We start from the raw sequence: 16,854 nt of genomic DNA, 5'->3' as shown, positions 1-16,854 counted from the left end.
TAGCGTGTAGTATAAAGAGCTTTCAGGCTCACGTACATTAGTTCGTAACGTGAGTCCCTTCTTTTTCACCCATAACTACAGAAAGTAACGCGCCAGATTTGTTCATATCAAACACTTGCAATGGCACATTATGGTCACGACATAAACAAATTGCTGTTAAATCCATCACACCTAACTTTTCATCCAACACTCGATCGAATGTTAAGTGATCATATTTTACTGCATCGTCAAATTTGCTTGGGTCTTTATTATAAACACCGTCTACTTTAGTCGCTTTCAAAATGAGGCTCGCCTCAATTTCAATACCACGCAAACAAGCTGCTGTATCTGTAGTAAAGAATGGATTACCCGTGCCCGCAACAAATACACAAACTTCACCTTGAGTAAGATGACGAATTGCATCACGGCTTGAGTAAGACTCAACCACTGTACCAATTGGCAATGCTGACATTAAACGTGTTTTGATATTACGGCGTACCAACGCATCACGCATTGCCAAACCATTCATTACCGTCGCCAACATACCCATTTGGTCGCCTGTTACACGACCAACCAAACCATCTTTTTGCAACTGGCTGCCACGATATAAATTACCGCCACCAACAACGATACCCACTTGCACACCCAAACCAACCAAGTGAGCAATAGATAAAGACATTTGATCTAATACTTGCGCATCAATACCCATGTCTTTATTTCCCGCAAGTGCCTCACCCGAAAGCTTAAGCAAAATGCGTGAATAGCGTGGGTTCTTTGAATCTGACATTCCAAACTCCAAATTAACTTAATATCTATTTTTATCTTTTCAAGAATTCGCTTATGCCGACTTAATACGAATCAGCTTGGCAAACAAGTCATATTCATCAGCATCGGTAATTTCAACCTCAAGTAAATCACCTGCTTTAATCAGACGCTTGTCAATATCCTCTACAAAGACATTCCCATCAATTTCTGGTGCATCTGCATATGAGCGTGCAACCGCAACTGGGAACTCTTCTTCGAGATCATCAACCAAAACTGTCATGACTTGACCAATACGTTTTTGAAGCTTGGCAGCAGAAATCTCCTGCTGTACTTCCATAAAACGCTCATAGCGCTCTTGTTTAATTTCTTCAGACACATGATCTGGCAGATCATTCGCAGTTGCCCCTTCTACAGGAGAATAAGTAAAGCAACCTACGCGATCCAATTGTGCTTCTTTCAACCAATCCAGCAACATTTGGAAGTCTTCTTCAGTTTCACCTGGGAAGCCCACCACAAAAGTTGAGCGAATCACCAATTCCGGACATTTTTCACGCCATAATTTCAGACGCTCTAAAGTGTTTTCACTATGTGCTGGTCGCTTCATCAATTTTAAGATGCGCGGACTGGCGTGCTGAAAAGGAATGTCCAAATAAGGCAAGATTTTGCCTTGTGCCATTAAATCAATTACAGCATCAACATGCGGATATGGATAAACATAGTGTAAACGAACCCAGATCCCCATTTGACCTAAGGCTTCACACATGTCATAGAATTTGGTTTTAACTGGCTGACCATTCCAGAAATCCAGCTTATATTTGGTATCTACACCATAAGCAGAAGTATCTTGAGAAATCACCAAAACTTCTTTTACGCCTGCACGTTTTAATGCAGCCGCTTCATCAAGTACAGAACCAACCGGACGTGATACCAAGTCACCACGCATGCTCGGGATAATACAGAAGGTACAACGATGGTTACAGCCTTCCGATATTTTCAAATATGCATAATGTTTAGGGGTTAAACGAATCCCTTGTTCTGGCACTAAATCAATAAATGGATTGTGCTTAGGGGGTGCTGGCACATACTCGTGTACCGCCTCCATAACATCCTGATAGGCTGCCGCACCTGTAACTTTTAAGACATTCGGGTGCATTTCACGAATTTTATCTTCGTCTTTACCCAAACATCCCGTCACAATAACTTTACCATTGGCGCTCATTGCTTCGCCAATCGCATCCAATGATTCTTGTACTGCAGATTCAATAAAACCACAGGTATTAACAACAACCAAATCAGCACCATCATAATCTGATGCCACATCATAACCTTCAGTCTTTAACTGAGTTAAAATTCGTTCAGAATCTACCAATGCCTTAGGACAACCTAAAGAAACAAAACCGACTTTGGGGGACTTCATGAATCTGCGCTCCACTAGAATGCGCGTATTGTAAGACTTTTCTATTGATAAGAATAGGTGGAAAGTCGACTCTTTGTGTAATGCACCAAAATTAATCCACTGTTTGCTTTATATATTTACATTTGCACCATTTTGATACATTTTAAAAGTTATTTATCTTAGATCTTCGCCTTACAATTTCAATAAAGTCCAATTTCAGCGCATTTTTTTAATAAAGGTTCAACTTTGACACGTTGAATTTAAAGTTGGCGTGCATTTTGCTTAATTTGCATCAATTGCGTTCCAAGATTGGACCATAAATTGCTTTTTGAAGATGCCATTGCGCCATTTTAACACAGGATACCCTCGCTAATGGATCAGCCACATACTATCGACTACCGCGTTTTGGTGGACAATTTGACCACCGCAATTTTGCTTGTCGACAGTAAACTTAATATTTTTTATTTAAACTCATCATGCGAGTCATTGTTTGATATGAGTTTATTGCGAGCAAATGGGCAACCTGTCCTAAATTTGCTGCATATGCCAAATGATGAATTTAATACAGAAGAAGCATTATTAAACACTTTAGCCACAGGTCAACCTTATACACGTCGTGAAGCAACAATAAATGTTAACTTCAAAGACATTCACGTGGACTACACCGTCTCTCAACTCAATGCAGGCAAACCCTATCATCCTTTACTTTTAATTGAGCTGAATCCTATTGATCGGATGCTAAAAATCTCCAAAGAAGAAAATTTAATTCAGCAACATCAAGTCGCACGCCAACTGATTCGTGGTGTCGCACATGAAATTAAAAATCCTTTAGGTGGCATTCGAGGCGCGACTCAACTTCTCGCACGTAGCTTAAATAATCCAGAGTACGCCGAGTTCACTGACATTATTATTAGTGAAGTTGATCGACTGCGTAATCTTGCCGATACCATGCTCGGTTCACGTCAATTACCTAGCTATGAACCTGTGAATGTGCATGAACCACTGGAACGCGTCCGCTCACTGATTGCCAATCAAACCAAAAAGAAAATTAAGATTACTCGAGACTATGACTTGTCACTACCTGAAGTCAAAGCCGATCGGGATCAACTGATTCAAGTAATGCTGAATATCAGCGTCAATGCCGTACAAGCCATGATGGAAAATAAAGATTTCTTTACCGAACATCAGCCTGAACTGGTGTTAAGAACACGCATTCAACGTTTGGTCACCATTAATGGTGTGCTGAATCGTTCAGCAGTCAGAGTCGACATTGAAGACAATGGGCCTGGCGTACCAGAAGAAATTTTAGAATCAGTTTTTTACCCACTGGTCACAGGTCGTGCCAAAGGCACAGGCTTGGGACTCAGTATTGCACAAAACATAATGCATCAACATAACGGAATGATTGAATGTCAATCTGTTCCTGGAAAAACAGTATTTAGCTTATATTTACCTTGGGAGTCTAACCATGTCGCGAAATAAAATATGGGTAATTGATGATGATCGCGCCATGCGATGGGTGCTAGAAAAAACATTCAAAGAAGAAGGTTTCGATGTCACCAGTTTTGAAGAAGCTCAATCTGCTTTAGATCAACTTGCCACCGATGCCCCTGATGTCATTTTAACTGACATTCGTATGCCGGGAATTGATGGTCTGACCTTTTTAGCAAAAGTAAAGAGCAACTATCCAGATTTACCGGTCATTATTATGACGGCGCATTCGGATCTTGAATCAGCCGTATCGAGTTATCAAACAGGTGCTTTTGAATACCTGCCAAAACCTTTTGATATTGATGAAGCTTTAGCATTGGTCAACCGCGCTATCTTGCACATCACCAAGCTACAACAACAAGAATCTGCCAAAACAGTGTCACCAATTCAATCTACCGAGATTATTGGTGAATCTCCTGCAATGCAAGAAGTGTTCCGTGCCATTGGTCGCTTGTCCCAATCCCATATTACCGTGCTGATTAATGGCGAATCCGGCACTGGTAAAGAGTTGGTGGCACATGCTTTACATCGCCACTCGCCACGTAGCAGCAAACCTTTTATTGCCTTAAATATGGCTGCCATTCCCAAAGACCTGATTGAAACTGAGTTATTTGGCCATGAAAAAGGTGCCTTTACCGGTGCCAATACACAACGTCAAGGCCGTTTTGAACAAGCCAATGGTGGCACGCTATTCCTCGATGAAATTGGCGATATGCCTTTTGAAACTCAAACACGATTATTACGTGTCCTGGCAGATGGCGAGTTCTATCGTGTCGGTGGACATATCCCAGTAAAAGTCGATGTGCGAATTGTTGCCGCAACCCACCAAGATTTAGAAAAGCTGGTCAATGAAGGTCGTTTCCGCGAAGACTTATACCATCGCCTTAACGTGATTCGTATTCACATCCCAAAACTTGCGCACCGTAGCGAAGATATTCCTATGCTGGCGCAGCACTTCTTGGCACGTGCTGGTAAAGAGCTTGGAGTCAGCCCAAAAATCTTGCGTCATGAAACACAAGAATACATGCAGCAATTACCATGGCCAGGTAACGTGCGCCAGCTAGAAAATACCTGTCGCTGGTTGACCGTCATGATTACAGGTCGTGAAGTCTATCCGGAAGACTTACCTTCTGAATTGAAACAAATTCCGATTGAGAAATCTTCTGAACAAGCTGCAACACCTCATTTCGATCGTATCTCACTCCATCACTGGGATGAATTATTAGGTCAATGGGCAATTCAAAAACTCAAAAATGGCGAAATGAAAATTTTAGACATAGCCACACCAATGTTCGAGCGCACCTTAATTAATGCCGCACTACAACAAACGCGTGGTCGCAAACGCCATGCGGCTGAACTTTTAGGTTGGGGGCGTAATACACTGACCCGCAAACTCAAAGAACTCGGTATGGATACGGCGGATGATGACATCGAAGAAGAAATCGAAGGTTAATCCCCAGTAAAAAAGCTCCTTTAAGGAGCTTTTTTATTCAATCACTGCCCTTAAATGGCTGCAAAACCTGTATAACGATACATATTCTCGACACCCAACTCCGAACGCACCAAAATCACACCGTCATAATGAGCTTTCTGGATTTCTTCAAAAAAATTAGCCGATTCATCTGCGTGAATTTCATCGACTGTACGTGGCATCTGCTGTTCAAAACGATCAGCAATAAACTCAAAACCCAAATCCATGGCAATAAACAAAGTGTGCTCACAAGGCTGAACATATTGTTCCTCAGACCAATCCACCACTGCATGCTGGCAAATTGGACAGCAGATATTACTGTCAGCCGAGTTCACCTCAATGATCTGTTGAAACATCTTTCATCATCTTTAGCAAATAAATGGCAGTCTAAAGGATTCATCACAAAATTTATATGTCATCCACATACGATTTTAAAATTGACAAGTTGCAACATTAAATCTAAATTTCAAATATCGTTGCATAAATGGAATTATAAATGTTATCCGATCTTGATGATTTTTATTGTTTTGCCCTAGTGGTCGAACATGGTGGATTTAGCGCAGCAGAACGGGCTACAGATATCCCCAAATCAAAACTCAGTCGTCGCGTTTATAATTTAGAAGAGCATCTTGGTGTTCGATTAATACAACGTAGCTCAAGGCATTTTGCAGTGACTGAAATCGGCATGAATGTCTACCGACACGCTCAAGTCATGATGAATGCTGCGCAAGCCGCACATGACCTTGTCGACCACCTCAGTGTAGAACCTCGCGGTGTGATTAAAGTCAGCTTACCCGTATCGATTGCTCAAAACGAAATGACCAAAATTTTGCCGGGCTTTCTCAAGAAATATCCTGAAATTAAAGTTCAACTTTTAGTGAGCAACCGACGAGTCGATGTGATTAATGAAGGTATTGATATAGCCCTACGAGTTCGTTCAAATCTGGATGATGATCCAAGTTTGATTTTAAGAAAATTTGAATATATCGAACAACATTTATTTGCCAGTCAAGCTTACTTAAATCAGTTTGGCGAATTAAAGCAGCCTGAAGATTTAGCACATCATCATATTTTAAGCATGGCCGATGAACATTTAGATCAGCAAATTATTGTACATGACAATCAGAACCATCAGAAAAAAGTCAAAGTGAATCCAGTTGTGATGGGTTCAGATTTGATGATGCTAGCGCAATTAGCCCGTCAAGACTGTGGCATTGCCTTACTTCCAGACTCAATTGTGCAAGACTACCTGAAAACTGGTGAATTGGTTCGTGTACTGCCTGAGTGGAAAGCACCGCACGGCATTTTTCATGCCGTTTATCCATCACGTAGAGGACAACTCCCAGCCGTTCGCGTCTTTATTGACTATCTTGTTGAGCATCTCACTCGAAATCATGCATAAATATTCAAAAAAAAAAAGCTTATCCGAGGAGGATAAGCTTGAAAAAGAGAAACAAGAAACTACAGCTAGAATCTTGGCGTGCATTTTAGGGATTGAGCACAAATCAATCAAATAGAAAAAAACAATAATAGAAGTCACTCAGACATTCTGCAGCCCAGCGATCTATATCATCCTATTCTAAATAAATCAGAAATAACGATTAATATAGCCAATCAACCACACCAATTAGACTTAAGTCTAATGCATGATTTCATCACTTTGTCACGTGATTTCAGGATAGTCACCAGTCCCTTCAGGCCATGGCGTGAGCAATTCAAATCCCGTTTCAGTAACAGCAACCATATGTTCCCATTGTGCCGATAATGATTTATCGGTCGTCACCACAGTCCAGCCATCTTTTAGTTCTTTAACTGTACCCCGACCAATATTGATCATTGGTTCAATGGTAAAGACCATACCTTGCTTAAGCTTTAAACCCTGTCCTGGTTGACCATAATGCAGAACACTTGGCTGTTCATGATAAACCTTACCAATGCCGTGCCCACAATAATCCTTCACCACACTAAAACCTTCGCGCTGCGCCACAGACTGGATCGCAAAACCAATATCACCTAGGGTTGCATCAGGTTTGACTGCTTGAATACCCGCTAGCATGGCTTCGTAAGTTGTATCCACCAGTTTTTTTGCCTCGGGTTTTATACTTCCCACATAATACATGCGACTGGTATCACCAAAATAACCATCCTTAATGATCGCCACATCAATATTAATAATATCTCCATCCTGCAAGATTCGAGTTGCAGAAGGGATACCATGACAAACCACTTCATTAGGAGAAATACAGGTGGTTTTGGTATAACCATAGTAGCCAATATTGGCAGGTGTGACTTTTAAGGTATTCACAATATAGTCGTAACAAATATCATCCAGATATTCGGTACTCACCCCTGGTTTAACATGCTCGCCAATCATTGCCAAAACCTGTGCTGCCAATCGCCCTGACACACGCAGTTTTTCAATATCTTGTTCAGTTTTAATGACTACTGAAGCAGCTAGCATATCCTCACCCTCTTAAATGATGCTGGCATTATAATCCTTTTCATTAAAAAAAGCCGTATTCGCAATATCCACCCCATTTCCAGAAGACTCAAGAAATGCAGGTCATTTGCGACATAAAAATATATAAACTTTCTAAACAGCCTGTTTAGTATTTTTTCACCCATTTTCAGCAATATATTTAAAACACATCCTTAAATACTCGAAAGATTGTATAAAAAAAATTCATATTACCTATAAAAAATTTTCCCAAGTCCTTATTTTTCTACTAGAATCGCGTGTTTTGAGTCAATGCTTCTCCTGATATGACGAATCTTCGAACTAGAGATATTATTGCCTTAGGTTTTATGACCTTTGCTCTGTTCATTGGAGCAGGCAACATTATCTTTCCTCCTATTGTTGCTCAACAAGCAGGTGAACACGTTTGGCTAGCTGCCGCTGGCTTTCTCGTTACTGCTGTTGGTTTACCTGTAATCACCATTATTGCACTTTCACGTGTTGAAGGTTCAATTCAACTGCTTAGCTCACCCCTAGGCCGAGTTGCCAGCTTAATCTTAACAGTTGTCTGTTATTTGGCTGTTGGACCACTCTTTGCCACACCACGAACCGCAACAGTTTCTTATGAAATTGGGTTCTCATCTTATTTTGGTACATCAGCAAATAGCCTGTTTATTTACAGTGTCATCTATTTTGCTATCGTGACTTTGGTTTCACTATATCCAAACAAACTACTGGATACCGTGGGACATTTCCTTGCACCAATTAAGATCATTTCTCTAGCTGTTCTTGGTATAGCTGCATTCTTAATTCCAGCTGGATATATTCCGCCAGCAATTCATAATTATGCAACAAGCCCTGTATCTGAAGGCTTTGTCAATGGTTACCTTACCATGGACACTTTAGGCGCATTAGTTTTTGGTATTGTTATTATTCACGCGATTCACTCACGTGGTGTTACTGACAAAAAACTCGTGACCAAATACGCGGTCATTGCAGGCCTTATTTCCGGCATTGGCTTAACACTGGTTTATCTCAGTTTATTTAAGCTAGGCTTAGGCAGCCACGAAGTTGCACCAAATGCTGCCAATGGCGCAATTATTTTGCATGCTTATGTACAACATGCTTTTGGTGATTTGGGCTCAATCTTCCTAACAGGTATGATTTTCCTTGCCTGCATGGTAACCGCAATTGGTTTAACTTGTGCTTGTGCAGAATACTTTTCAGAACTAACTAAAATTCCATATAAAGTTTTAGTCTTCATTTTGATTGGTTTTTCTCTACTCATTTCAAACCTAGGTTTAACCAAACTGATTGCCGTGTCAGTACCTGTATTATGTGCAATTTATCCACCAGCAATCGTGGTCATTATGCTGAGCTTCTTTGCTAAGTTCTGGAAAAATCCACCTGCTGTAATTGCCCCTGTAACAGCGATTGCTTTTATCTTTGGCATTCTTGAAGGCTTAAAAGCTGCTGAATTAAATGCTTTTTTACCTGAAGCAATTCAACATTTGCCTTTAAATGAACAAAACCTCGCGTGGCTAATCCCATCTTTAGTGGTCTTGGTTATTGCCTTGATCTGCGACAAATTTAGAAAATAAGCTTTCTATTTGTGATTAAAATCCGATTTTACCCAAAGACGATTTTAAGTGTGACCAATAAATGTCGGTTTTACCCAAATCAACCTTTATTGTTTACTTTTCGCAGCTTCAAGCAATAACTCGCCCTGCGAGTGATCACCCACAATCTACAAATCCCTCTCCCATCAAAAACTGGTCTAATTTTTGCTTTATAAGACTTAAGCACAATTAAGTTTTTCCGAATATCGGATTAGGCTAAGTGTCAGGCATATAAATCTAGTTTAAACATGCATATCGTGTAATCACAGTATGCTAGGAATTTCATTACCAAATGAAATATGAACTATTTATAAAATAAACAATCCAACATATAAATTTTCATATATGCAATACTTTTTTCATTAAATAAAGGTATTCGCTATTGAAATACCCTTAAATACGCAGTACAACATAAGTAACCAATCCGACCAAAACACTTAGGTTTCGGTCAAACTTATAGGAGGGATGGAGATGTTATCATTACATTTCAACAAGCAAGTCTTCATTAACGCTCTGAAGGCAAATAAAAACATGGTCACCTATTTAAGCACCACTGTGGCCTTAATGTTAACTTTGCTATTTCATGGATTAATTCAAGGACATCTAAAAGCCGAATATTTTGCCTACGCGCTTTTTGTCTCTGCTGCATTTTATAGCTGGGCGATTATTGATCAGAAATATCGTTCCCAGAAAAAGTCTAAGCAAACCGATTAACAAGATGGATGATTATTCATCCATCTTTAAAACTGTATTTCTCAAAATAAATATAAAATTGTGCCTAGAAGCAACATCCCCGTTGCAAATAATTCCCCTACAATCAAAGCCAGCATAAAGCACAACATCATCCATTTCGGTAAAATCCGACTCCCTAGCTGGTGTGGAATTTTAAATTGATTGGAAGTATCTTTCAAAAAACCATGCAGAATATAACTAACAATTGAAGCACTAAAAAATATTAGATTAGTCAGCACAAATACTGTCGTCCAACTTTCAGACCAAACCGCAAGCTTAGCCATCACAGCTATAATTAAACATGCAGGGGCGTACAACAAACTACTGCGATGTGCAATGTCTACATAATAATGTGCACGCGCTTGTACTGATTGTTTGATCTGCCAATATTTCCAAACCCCTGTCAGCATGCCTACCCATAAAAATACCCCACTAAAAATCACGGAAATTTTCACCGCAAATGTCCATCCATTTAACTCCATACCTACCCTTTTCTTCTGTTATTTTTGACTTTTGAGTCACAGATTATACAAGTTTCTTTTTGGAACTTAGATAAAGTAATGACAAACAACGAATCGAATAGTCATAATGAATACCACCTCACCCAAGTCCATTCAAATCAAATGTGCAGATGGATACCTGCTCAGCGCCAAACTCTATCACGCCCCGAATAGCTCAAATCAACCCTTTCCAGTCCTGATTTGCCCTGCAACCGGAATTGTTAAGGAGTTTTATCATGCTTATGCAGAATGGCTAAGTAGCATGGGCTACACCGTCATGAGTTTTGACTTTAGAGGTATCGGTGCTTCCCTACACGGTCCACTTAAACAGTCTAATGCCAGTATTGTTGACTGGGGTCAATTAGACATTACAGCAGCGATAGACTGCTTACTCGCACATACTGCTAAAGAAAAAGTAATTTTGCTCGGACATAGCGCTGGCGGGCAACTTTTAGGCATTAGCCCCAACCATGCTAAAGTCGCCAAAGTCATTGCCGTAGCAGGTTCCACAGGTCATGTTCATAACCTCAAAGGCAAAACCAAATTTCTTGCACCAGTTATGTTTCATATTGTTTTCCCAATTTCTAGCAAACTGAAAGGTTATGGTGCAACCAAAATGATTGGAATGGGAGAAAATCTACCCAAGAAGGTTGCCAAACAATGGGCACAATTTTGCGGGACACAGGGTTATGTCATGCATGCGGTGAAAAAAGAAAAACTACCTGACTTTCATGCTGAAATTACATGCCCGATTACTGCCATTTGGGCCTCTGATGATGAAATTGCCACCCCTGCTAATGTAAATGCTTTTCTTCAGCTCTATCCAAATGCCACTACCTCCATGATTGAACTTAAACCTCAGCAATATCAGCACAAAAGCATTGGCCATATGCACATGTTCCGCAAATCACACCGCAACTTATGGCAAGTTATTGAACAACAATTCAGGATCTAGTTTCGACATTAAGCCAACAACACGCTCCAATCTTACTTAATAACCTTTTTATAAAAAAAGCCCGAGAATTTCGGGCTTTTTTTATCAATCAAATTTAGTGACGATGAATAATCGTGACATATTTAATTCGATTCTCATCCAGTTCAGTCACTTCAAAATGAACGCCATGATAATCCAGTTGGGTACCCACCTTGACATCACCTTGGGTCTTATCCAGAATCAAGCCAGCCACACTCATATAACCAGCATCTTCTTCAACCAGATCCAGCATTCCCAGTTCAAGTTCTAATTGGTATAAATCTAGCATTCCTGATGCTTTCCAAGTTTCTGCATCAATCTTGACTAAATCAAGCTGCTCATCTGCATCAGGGAATTCACCCGCGATTGCCTCAAAGACATCCAAAGGAGAAATCAAACCTTTAACATTCGCAAATTCATCCGTCACCAAAACCAAAGAACCTTTTGAAGTTCTAAGGGTATTAATGGCATCAATAACCTTCATTTTTTCAAAAATGAAAATCGGGCGCTGACGCTTAATCAAAGCTTTTAAAGCTTCTTCGCCATCATCCAAGACATCCAATAACTCTTTAGCACGTACCACACTAATTACTTTATCCAAACTGCTGCGACAAACTGGAAATAAACTATGTGGAACCGCCAAAACCTGCTCACGAATCTTCTCGGGAGTATCATTGATATCCACCCAAGAAATTTGATTTCGCGGCGTCATGATTGAAGCGACTGAGCGCTCAGCTAAGGTTAACACCCCTCCAATCATATAACGCTCTTCAGCAGCAAATGCTTCTTGTGCTTCAATTTGCTCAGCATCTAATTGCGATGACTCAACTTTACCACCCATCAATTTTAAGATTGAATCCGCAGTACGATGACGCAGTGGTATTTTAGATTCATGTTTCGCCACATTACGTTTTGAATATTGATTAAAGGCTTCAATCAAAATAGCCACACCAATACCCGAGTAAATATAGCCTTTTGGAATATGGAAACCAAAGCCTTCAGCAATCAAACTAATCCCGATCAGCAATAAAAAGCTTAAACAAAGAATAACTACTGTTGGATGACGGTTCACAAAACTGGTTAGTGGCTTTGATGCAAACAACATCACGATTACTGCAATCGTCACTGCCGCCATCATCACATAAATATTGTCCACCATACCAATAGCAGTAATAACCGAGTCGAGCGAGAAGACCGCATCAAGGACAATGATTTGCGCCACAACAGCCCAGAAACCTGCATAGACAACCGATGAGGTTGATTTGATTTCGGGCTTACCCTCCATCTTCTCATGCAATTCCGTCACAGCCTTGTAAACCAAGAACAAGCCACCAAAGAGCAAAATTAAATCTCGCCCCGAAAATGATAGATCTGCAATTTGTATCAGCGGCTTAGTCAATGTGACCAGCCAAGAAATAACGGACAAAAGCCCTAAACGCATAATCAATGCGAGAGAAAGACCAATAACACGTGCTTTATCACGTTGTTCTGGTGGTAATTTATCGGCCAAAATGGCAATAAAGACTAGGTTATCAATACCTAAGACAATTTCTAAAACAATTAGGGTAAGTAAACCAACCCAAATACCTGGATCTAATAAGAATTCCATTATTTCATCACCTCAAAAAACTCAAGGCGTAAATTCGACAAACTAGACCTGCACGGCGACGGATCCATGTATAACCTCTTTTCAACTATAGACGGTTTTATTATGCATACTCTCAAGACTTTGTAATTACTTTTTTTATTTTTTTACAAAATCAAAAGATTAGATTTGATTTCACACATAGATTCACATAATATTTAACTGTACAATTCAACAACACTGATTAAGTTGATTGTCACAAAATAAGAAAACCATTCAGTCACTACCCACATTTCATGATTTTTAAAAAGGTGATAAATTTAAATAAGCAATTGTTATATAAAATTATTTTTAAAATAAATGAATTAATTTCTTATATTAATGTGACTGACAATTGAAATGTTTTGTAAACAAAGCCAGTTTTAAAATTATTTTTTTACACTAAAATAACAAGAAGTTTGTTTTGCCATGCTGTTGTTACCCCCTAAGCGGTGCATGCGTGCAATTCAAATAAAACAAATTTACAGGATGAATTGCTATGGCAAAGGAACAAGCATTAACCTTCACAACCATTGATTCTATTGCCAATGCTTGGGCGATAAACAATGGAAAATTGAAGTGTATAAAAATAAACGAGCAGCAACAGAAATACATTGTCGTCCCGCTTAATTTGGCTTAAAACTCAGACCAACCTCTTTATTTTCAACAATTTCATCACAATTATATTGCTTAACGTGAGTTTTTCCTCATAAAATTAAGTAATATAAAAATAAATGACGGAAATCACAAATGACTAAAAAGTATGCGAAGTTTTTACCAAGCTCTGATGACTTCACCTTAGAAAATTTCCCGTTTTTTTGGGTGACTCAAGTTTATTCGCAGCACGTACAAAAGGTCGATCAAGTCCTAAAAAAATATGGTCTAGATAATTCACGCCGTCGTATCTTGCTCGCACTCAAATCCAAACCCCATGCCAGTGTTTCAGACCTGTCAGACATGGTCGTTTCAAAAATGTCGACCACAACTAAAATCGTATATCGACTCAAGGATGAAGGTTTAGTTAATACTTACTCTTGTGAAGATGATGCTCGAATCACCCGTGTTGTACTAACGGAAAAGGGCAATGAAATGACTTATAAAATTAACGACTTAACTAATGCAGTACTAGAACAATCTTTTGAAGGTCTTACTCCACTTCAGATAGAAAAAATGATGGATAGCCTGAAGCACATTTTTAACAATCTCAACCGTTAAATTACCCCCCAGATAACCTCCTGATCTACTTAAAGTTAAACGATAAGTCGATCAGGCCATTACTTTTGTAATCCGAAATATAGTTTTAAGCTCTTCAAGCACACCCCTATCCGCACCTCTATGCCATATATTTTCCCCATAAAAAAAGCCTCCGAAGAGGCTTTTTTCTTAACAAGCAACTTAGTCGCCTGTATAACCTTTTAATTTTAAACGTGCAGCATGTAACAATGGCTCAGTATAACCTGAAGGTTGTACACCACCTTTGAAGATCAAATCTGAAGCCGCTTGGAAGGCAATATTATTAGCAAAATCTGTTGCCATTGGTGTATACAATGGATCATCAGCATTTTGACCATCTACAATTTTTGCCATACGCTTAAGAACTTCTTCAACCTGTTCACGCGTAACAATGCCATGACGCAACCAGTTCGCAACATGTTGCGAAGAGATACGTAATGTTGCACGGTCTTCCATCAAACCTACGTTATTAATGTCTGGAACTTTCGAACAACCCACACCCAAATCAACCCAACGCACCACGTAACCCAAAATACCTTGACAGTTATTTTCAAGTTCGTTGTTAATTTCTTCGGCCGACCAATTGGTGTCAGGTGCAAATGGAGGCGTTAACAAATCATCCAAAGAAAGCATTTCTTCTGCTTTTAATTGGTCTTGACGTGCCTTAACATTCACTTGATGGTAATGCATAGCGTGAAGCGCAGCACCAGTCGGAGATGGTACCCAAGCACACGAAGCTCCAGCATTTGGATGAGCCGCCTTAGTCGCCAACATATCCTTCATACTATCTGGCTTAGGCCACATACCTTTACCAATTTGCGCTTTACCTTGTAAGCCACACGCTAAACCAATCGCTACGTTACGGTTTTCGTATGCTGCGATCCATTTTTGTGTTTTTACTGCTTCTTTACGAACGACTGGCGCAGCTTCCATAGACGTATGGATTTCATCACCAGTACGATCCATAAAGCCCGTATTAATAAAGATCGTACGATCTTTTGCAGCCGCAATACAGTTCTTCAAGTTCACTGATGTGCGACGCTCTTCATCCATAATACCGATTTTAATAGACTTAGCCGGCAAACCAATGGCTTGTTCTGCGCGCTCAAACAACTCAACCGCAAAGGCAACTTCTTCCGGACCATGCATTTTCGGTTTAACGATATACATTGAACCTTTACGAGAGTTTTTATTCTCGTTTTCACCACGAATGTCCGCAACGCTGAGTAATGGCGTTACCAAAGCATCCATAATTCCTTCAAAAATCTCTTCGCCATCAACCAAAATTGCAGGGTTAGTCATCAGGTGACCAACATTACGAAGAAGCATTAATGAACGACCATGTAAAGTGGTTGTACCACCAATCAAGTTCTTAATGGTACGGTCTTTATTCAATCTACGAGTAATGGTCTTACCTTTTTTCTCGATAGATTCTTGCAAATCACCCTTCATTAAGCCCAACCAGTTACGGTAGCCTTCTACTTTTTCTTCAGCATCTACCGCAGCAACAGAATCTTCTAAATCCTGAATAGTTGTAATCGCTGCTTCAAGCACTAAATCTTTTACACCAGCCGCATCAGTTTGACCAACTGGACTTGTCGCATCTACTTCAATAATTGCATGTAAGCCGTTATTAAGCAGTACAACTTCTGATGGACTCGCCTCTTCGCCATTAAAGCCCACAAATTGTGCTTCATGTGCCAAGCCAGTTGTTGAACCGTCTTTCAGCGTTACAACTAATTTGTTATTTTCCACTGCATAACGAGTTACATCAGCATGTGAGCCTTGCGCAAGCGGGAAAGTTTCATTTAAGAAGTTTTTTGCAAACGCGATAACTTTGTCACCACGTACCGGGTTATACCCCTTGCCTTTTTCTGCACCACCTTCTTCCGAGATGACATCAAAACCGTAAAGTGCATCGTAGAGTGAACCCCAACGAGCATTTGCCGCGTTTAAGCAATAACGAGCATTACGCACAGGCACAACCAATTGCGGTCCTGCCAATAGAGCAATTTCTTCATCAACATTCTCTGTGCTGATCTGGAAATCTTCTACTTCTGGTAACAAGTAGCCAATTTCTTTAAGGAAAGCTTTGTAAGCCTCTAATTCAAATGTGTTGTTGCGGTGCCATTCATCAATTTTAGCCTGAAGATCTTCACGCTTCGCTAAAAGCGCTTTATTTTTTGGGCTAAGATCAACAACGACTTGCTCAAAGTTTTTCCAGTATGTTTCGCTGTCCAAACCAGAACCTGGTAAAGCTTCATTCTCGATGAAATCGTAAAGTTCTTTAGCAATCGCTAACTTACCTTTTTGAATACGTACAGTCATTGTCTTTCCTGATATTGCTACTTTTTATAACAAGAGATTCTAGTATACCGATTTATACTTTGCTGAATAGTAATATCACATTCCTAAATAGTAAGCATTTTCTTTAAAATAAATATTGACATCATCAAATTAAATGCTATTAAGCTTGTATTATTACTTCCATGAATACTCTTTTTACAGTGTATTAAGTTTTAGAAATGTCGAAATTAGACTTAAGTTCAGAACACACAACAAACTCATCCCAATTACTTATTATCATTTCTTGTTGAATCCCCACCATTTCCTATA

General features: G+C 39.7%; 15 protein-coding genes. 8 read left to right on the top strand and 7 right to left on the bottom strand.

Features of this window, described 5'->3' with window-relative positions; genetic code table 11:
* Positions 1-37: 37 nt before the first annotated feature.
* Together pyrH and rimO are read right to left on the bottom strand one after the other, a co-directional pair.
* On the bottom strand, positions 38-766 hold the full coding sequence (gene pyrH / locus ACX17N_RS09700; protein WP_458892370.1) for a UMP kinase: 729 nt from the start codon (positions 764-766) through the stop codon (positions 38-40).
* 51 nt (positions 767-817) lie between these two features.
* Positions 818-2,161 (bottom strand): 30S ribosomal protein S12 methylthiotransferase RimO, encoded by a 1,344-nt coding sequence (rimO, locus tag ACX17N_RS09695; RefSeq protein WP_458892369.1) that lies wholly within the window; start codon positions 2,159-2,161, stop codon positions 818-820.
* Positions 2,162-2,512: 351 nt separating this feature from the next.
* Between rimO and glnL the strand changes: the two genes are divergently transcribed.
* Together glnL and glnG are read left to right on the top strand one after the other, a co-directional pair.
* A complete protein-coding gene (gene glnL / locus ACX17N_RS09690) occupies positions 2,513-3,622 on the top strand; it encodes a nitrogen regulation protein NR(II) (RefSeq protein WP_458892368.1) in 1,110 nt (369 codons plus the stop codon).
* Positions 3,609-5,084 (top strand): nitrogen regulation protein NR(I), encoded by a 1,476-nt coding sequence (gene glnG, locus ACX17N_RS09685; protein WP_458892367.1) that lies wholly within the window; start codon positions 3,609-3,611, stop codon positions 5,082-5,084. The genes glnL and glnG overlap by 14 nt, the downstream gene beginning before the upstream one ends.
* 50 nt (positions 5,085-5,134) lie before the next feature.
* Here glnG and ACX17N_RS09680 read toward each other — a convergent pair whose 3' ends face one another.
* Entirely contained in the window at positions 5,135-5,458 is a 324-nt protein-coding gene (locus tag ACX17N_RS09680; RefSeq protein ID WP_458892366.1) for a hypothetical protein, read from the bottom strand.
* Positions 5,459-5,598: 140 nt separating this feature from the next.
* Here ACX17N_RS09680 and ACX17N_RS09675 point away from each other — a divergent pair, with 140 nt between their 5' ends.
* Entirely contained in the window at positions 5,599-6,504 is a 906-nt protein-coding gene (locus ACX17N_RS09675; RefSeq protein ID WP_458892365.1) for a LysR family transcriptional regulator, read from the top strand.
* A 261-nt stretch (positions 6,505-6,765) separates the two neighbouring features.
* Here ACX17N_RS09675 and map read toward each other — a convergent pair whose 3' ends face one another.
* Entirely contained in the window at positions 6,766-7,563 is a 798-nt protein-coding gene (gene map / locus ACX17N_RS09670) for a type I methionyl aminopeptidase (RefSeq protein WP_458892364.1), read from the bottom strand.
* Between the two features lie 302 nt (positions 7,564-7,865).
* Between map and brnQ the strand changes: the two genes are divergently transcribed.
* The gene (gene brnQ, locus ACX17N_RS09665) at positions 7,866-9,158 is read left to right on the top strand and encodes a branched-chain amino acid transport system II carrier protein (protein ID WP_458892363.1); all 1,293 of its coding nucleotides are present in this window, start codon (positions 7,866-7,868) and stop codon (positions 9,156-9,158) included.
* A 489-nt stretch (positions 9,159-9,647) separates the two neighbouring features.
* Entirely contained in the window at positions 9,648-9,890 is a 243-nt protein-coding gene (locus ACX17N_RS09660) for a hypothetical protein (protein WP_458892362.1), read from the top strand.
* A 41-nt stretch (positions 9,891-9,931) separates the two neighbouring features.
* Here ACX17N_RS09660 and ACX17N_RS09655 read toward each other — a convergent pair whose 3' ends face one another.
* On the bottom strand, positions 9,932-10,390 hold the full coding sequence (locus ACX17N_RS09655; protein ID WP_458892361.1) for a hypothetical protein: 459 nt from the start codon (positions 10,388-10,390) through the stop codon (positions 9,932-9,934).
* 106 nt (positions 10,391-10,496) lie between these two features.
* On the opposite strand from ACX17N_RS09655, the gene ACX17N_RS09650 reads away from it, so the two are divergent.
* Positions 10,497-11,363: an alpha/beta hydrolase family protein gene (locus ACX17N_RS09650; protein WP_458892360.1), complete on the top strand. Its 867-nt coding sequence runs from the start codon at positions 10,497-10,499 to the stop codon at positions 11,361-11,363.
* A gap of 94 nt (positions 11,364-11,457) precedes the next feature.
* Here the strand turns inward: ACX17N_RS09650 and ACX17N_RS09645 are convergent, their stop codons facing one another.
* A complete protein-coding gene (locus ACX17N_RS09645; RefSeq protein WP_458892359.1) occupies positions 11,458-12,990 on the bottom strand; it encodes a TerC family protein in 1,533 nt (510 codons plus the stop codon).
* Between the two features lie 514 nt (positions 12,991-13,504).
* On the opposite strand from ACX17N_RS09645, the gene ACX17N_RS09640 reads away from it, so the two are divergent.
* Both ACX17N_RS09640 and ACX17N_RS09635 read left to right on the top strand, forming a co-directional pair.
* The gene (locus tag ACX17N_RS09640) at positions 13,505-13,645 is read left to right on the top strand and encodes a hypothetical protein (protein WP_458892358.1); all 141 of its coding nucleotides are present in this window, start codon (positions 13,505-13,507) and stop codon (positions 13,643-13,645) included.
* 110 nt (positions 13,646-13,755) lie between these two features.
* Positions 13,756-14,220, top strand: coding sequence for a MarR family winged helix-turn-helix transcriptional regulator (locus ACX17N_RS09635; RefSeq protein WP_458892357.1), 465 nt, complete (start codon positions 13,756-13,758; stop codon positions 14,218-14,220).
* 180 nt (positions 14,221-14,400) lie between these two features.
* Here the strand turns inward: ACX17N_RS09635 and ACX17N_RS09630 are convergent, their stop codons facing one another.
* A complete protein-coding gene (locus ACX17N_RS09630) occupies positions 14,401-16,566 on the bottom strand; it encodes a malate synthase G (protein WP_458892356.1) in 2,166 nt (721 codons plus the stop codon).
* Positions 16,567-16,854 lie beyond the last annotated feature (288 nt).

It is taken from the genome of Acinetobacter sp. GXMZU3951 (assembly GCF_054457875.1).
Note: the sequence above shows the minus strand (reverse complement) of the source record. Positions and strands in the feature narration are given on the sequence as shown.

Coding starts and splice junctions, on each gene's coding strand:
- pyrH (WP_458892370.1), bottom strand. CDS start 766: ATGTCAGATTCAAAGAACCCACGCTATTCACGCATTTTGCTTAAGCTT.
- rimO (WP_458892369.1), bottom strand. CDS start 2,161: ATGAAGTCCCCCAAAGTCGGTTTTGTTTCTTTAGGTTGTCCTAAGGCA.
- glnL (WP_458892368.1), top strand. CDS start 2,513: ATGGATCAGCCACATACTATCGACTACCGCGTTTTGGTGGACAATTTG.
- glnG (WP_458892367.1), top strand. CDS start 3,609: ATGTCGCGAAATAAAATATGGGTAATTGATGATGATCGCGCCATGCGA.
- ACX17N_RS09680 (WP_458892366.1), bottom strand. CDS start 5,458: ATGTTTCAACAGATCATTGAGGTGAACTCGGCTGACAGTAATATCTGC.
- ACX17N_RS09675 (WP_458892365.1), top strand. CDS start 5,599: ATGTTATCCGATCTTGATGATTTTTATTGTTTTGCCCTAGTGGTCGAA.
- map (WP_458892364.1), bottom strand. CDS start 7,563: ATGCTAGCTGCTTCAGTAGTCATTAAAACTGAACAAGATATTGAAAAA.
- brnQ (WP_458892363.1), top strand. CDS start 7,866: ATGACGAATCTTCGAACTAGAGATATTATTGCCTTAGGTTTTATGACC.
- ACX17N_RS09660 (WP_458892362.1), top strand. CDS start 9,648: ATGTTATCATTACATTTCAACAAGCAAGTCTTCATTAACGCTCTGAAG.
- ACX17N_RS09655 (WP_458892361.1), bottom strand. CDS start 10,390: ATGGAGTTAAATGGATGGACATTTGCGGTGAAAATTTCCGTGATTTTT.
- ACX17N_RS09650 (WP_458892360.1), top strand. CDS start 10,497: ATGAATACCACCTCACCCAAGTCCATTCAAATCAAATGTGCAGATGGA.
- ACX17N_RS09645 (WP_458892359.1), bottom strand. CDS start 12,990: ATGGAATTCTTATTAGATCCAGGTATTTGGGTTGGTTTACTTACCCTA.
- ACX17N_RS09640 (WP_458892358.1), top strand. CDS start 13,505: ATGGCAAAGGAACAAGCATTAACCTTCACAACCATTGATTCTATTGCC.
- ACX17N_RS09635 (WP_458892357.1), top strand. CDS start 13,756: ATGACTAAAAAGTATGCGAAGTTTTTACCAAGCTCTGATGACTTCACC.
- ACX17N_RS09630 (WP_458892356.1), bottom strand. CDS start 16,566: ATGACTGTACGTATTCAAAAAGGTAAGTTAGCGATTGCTAAAGAACTT.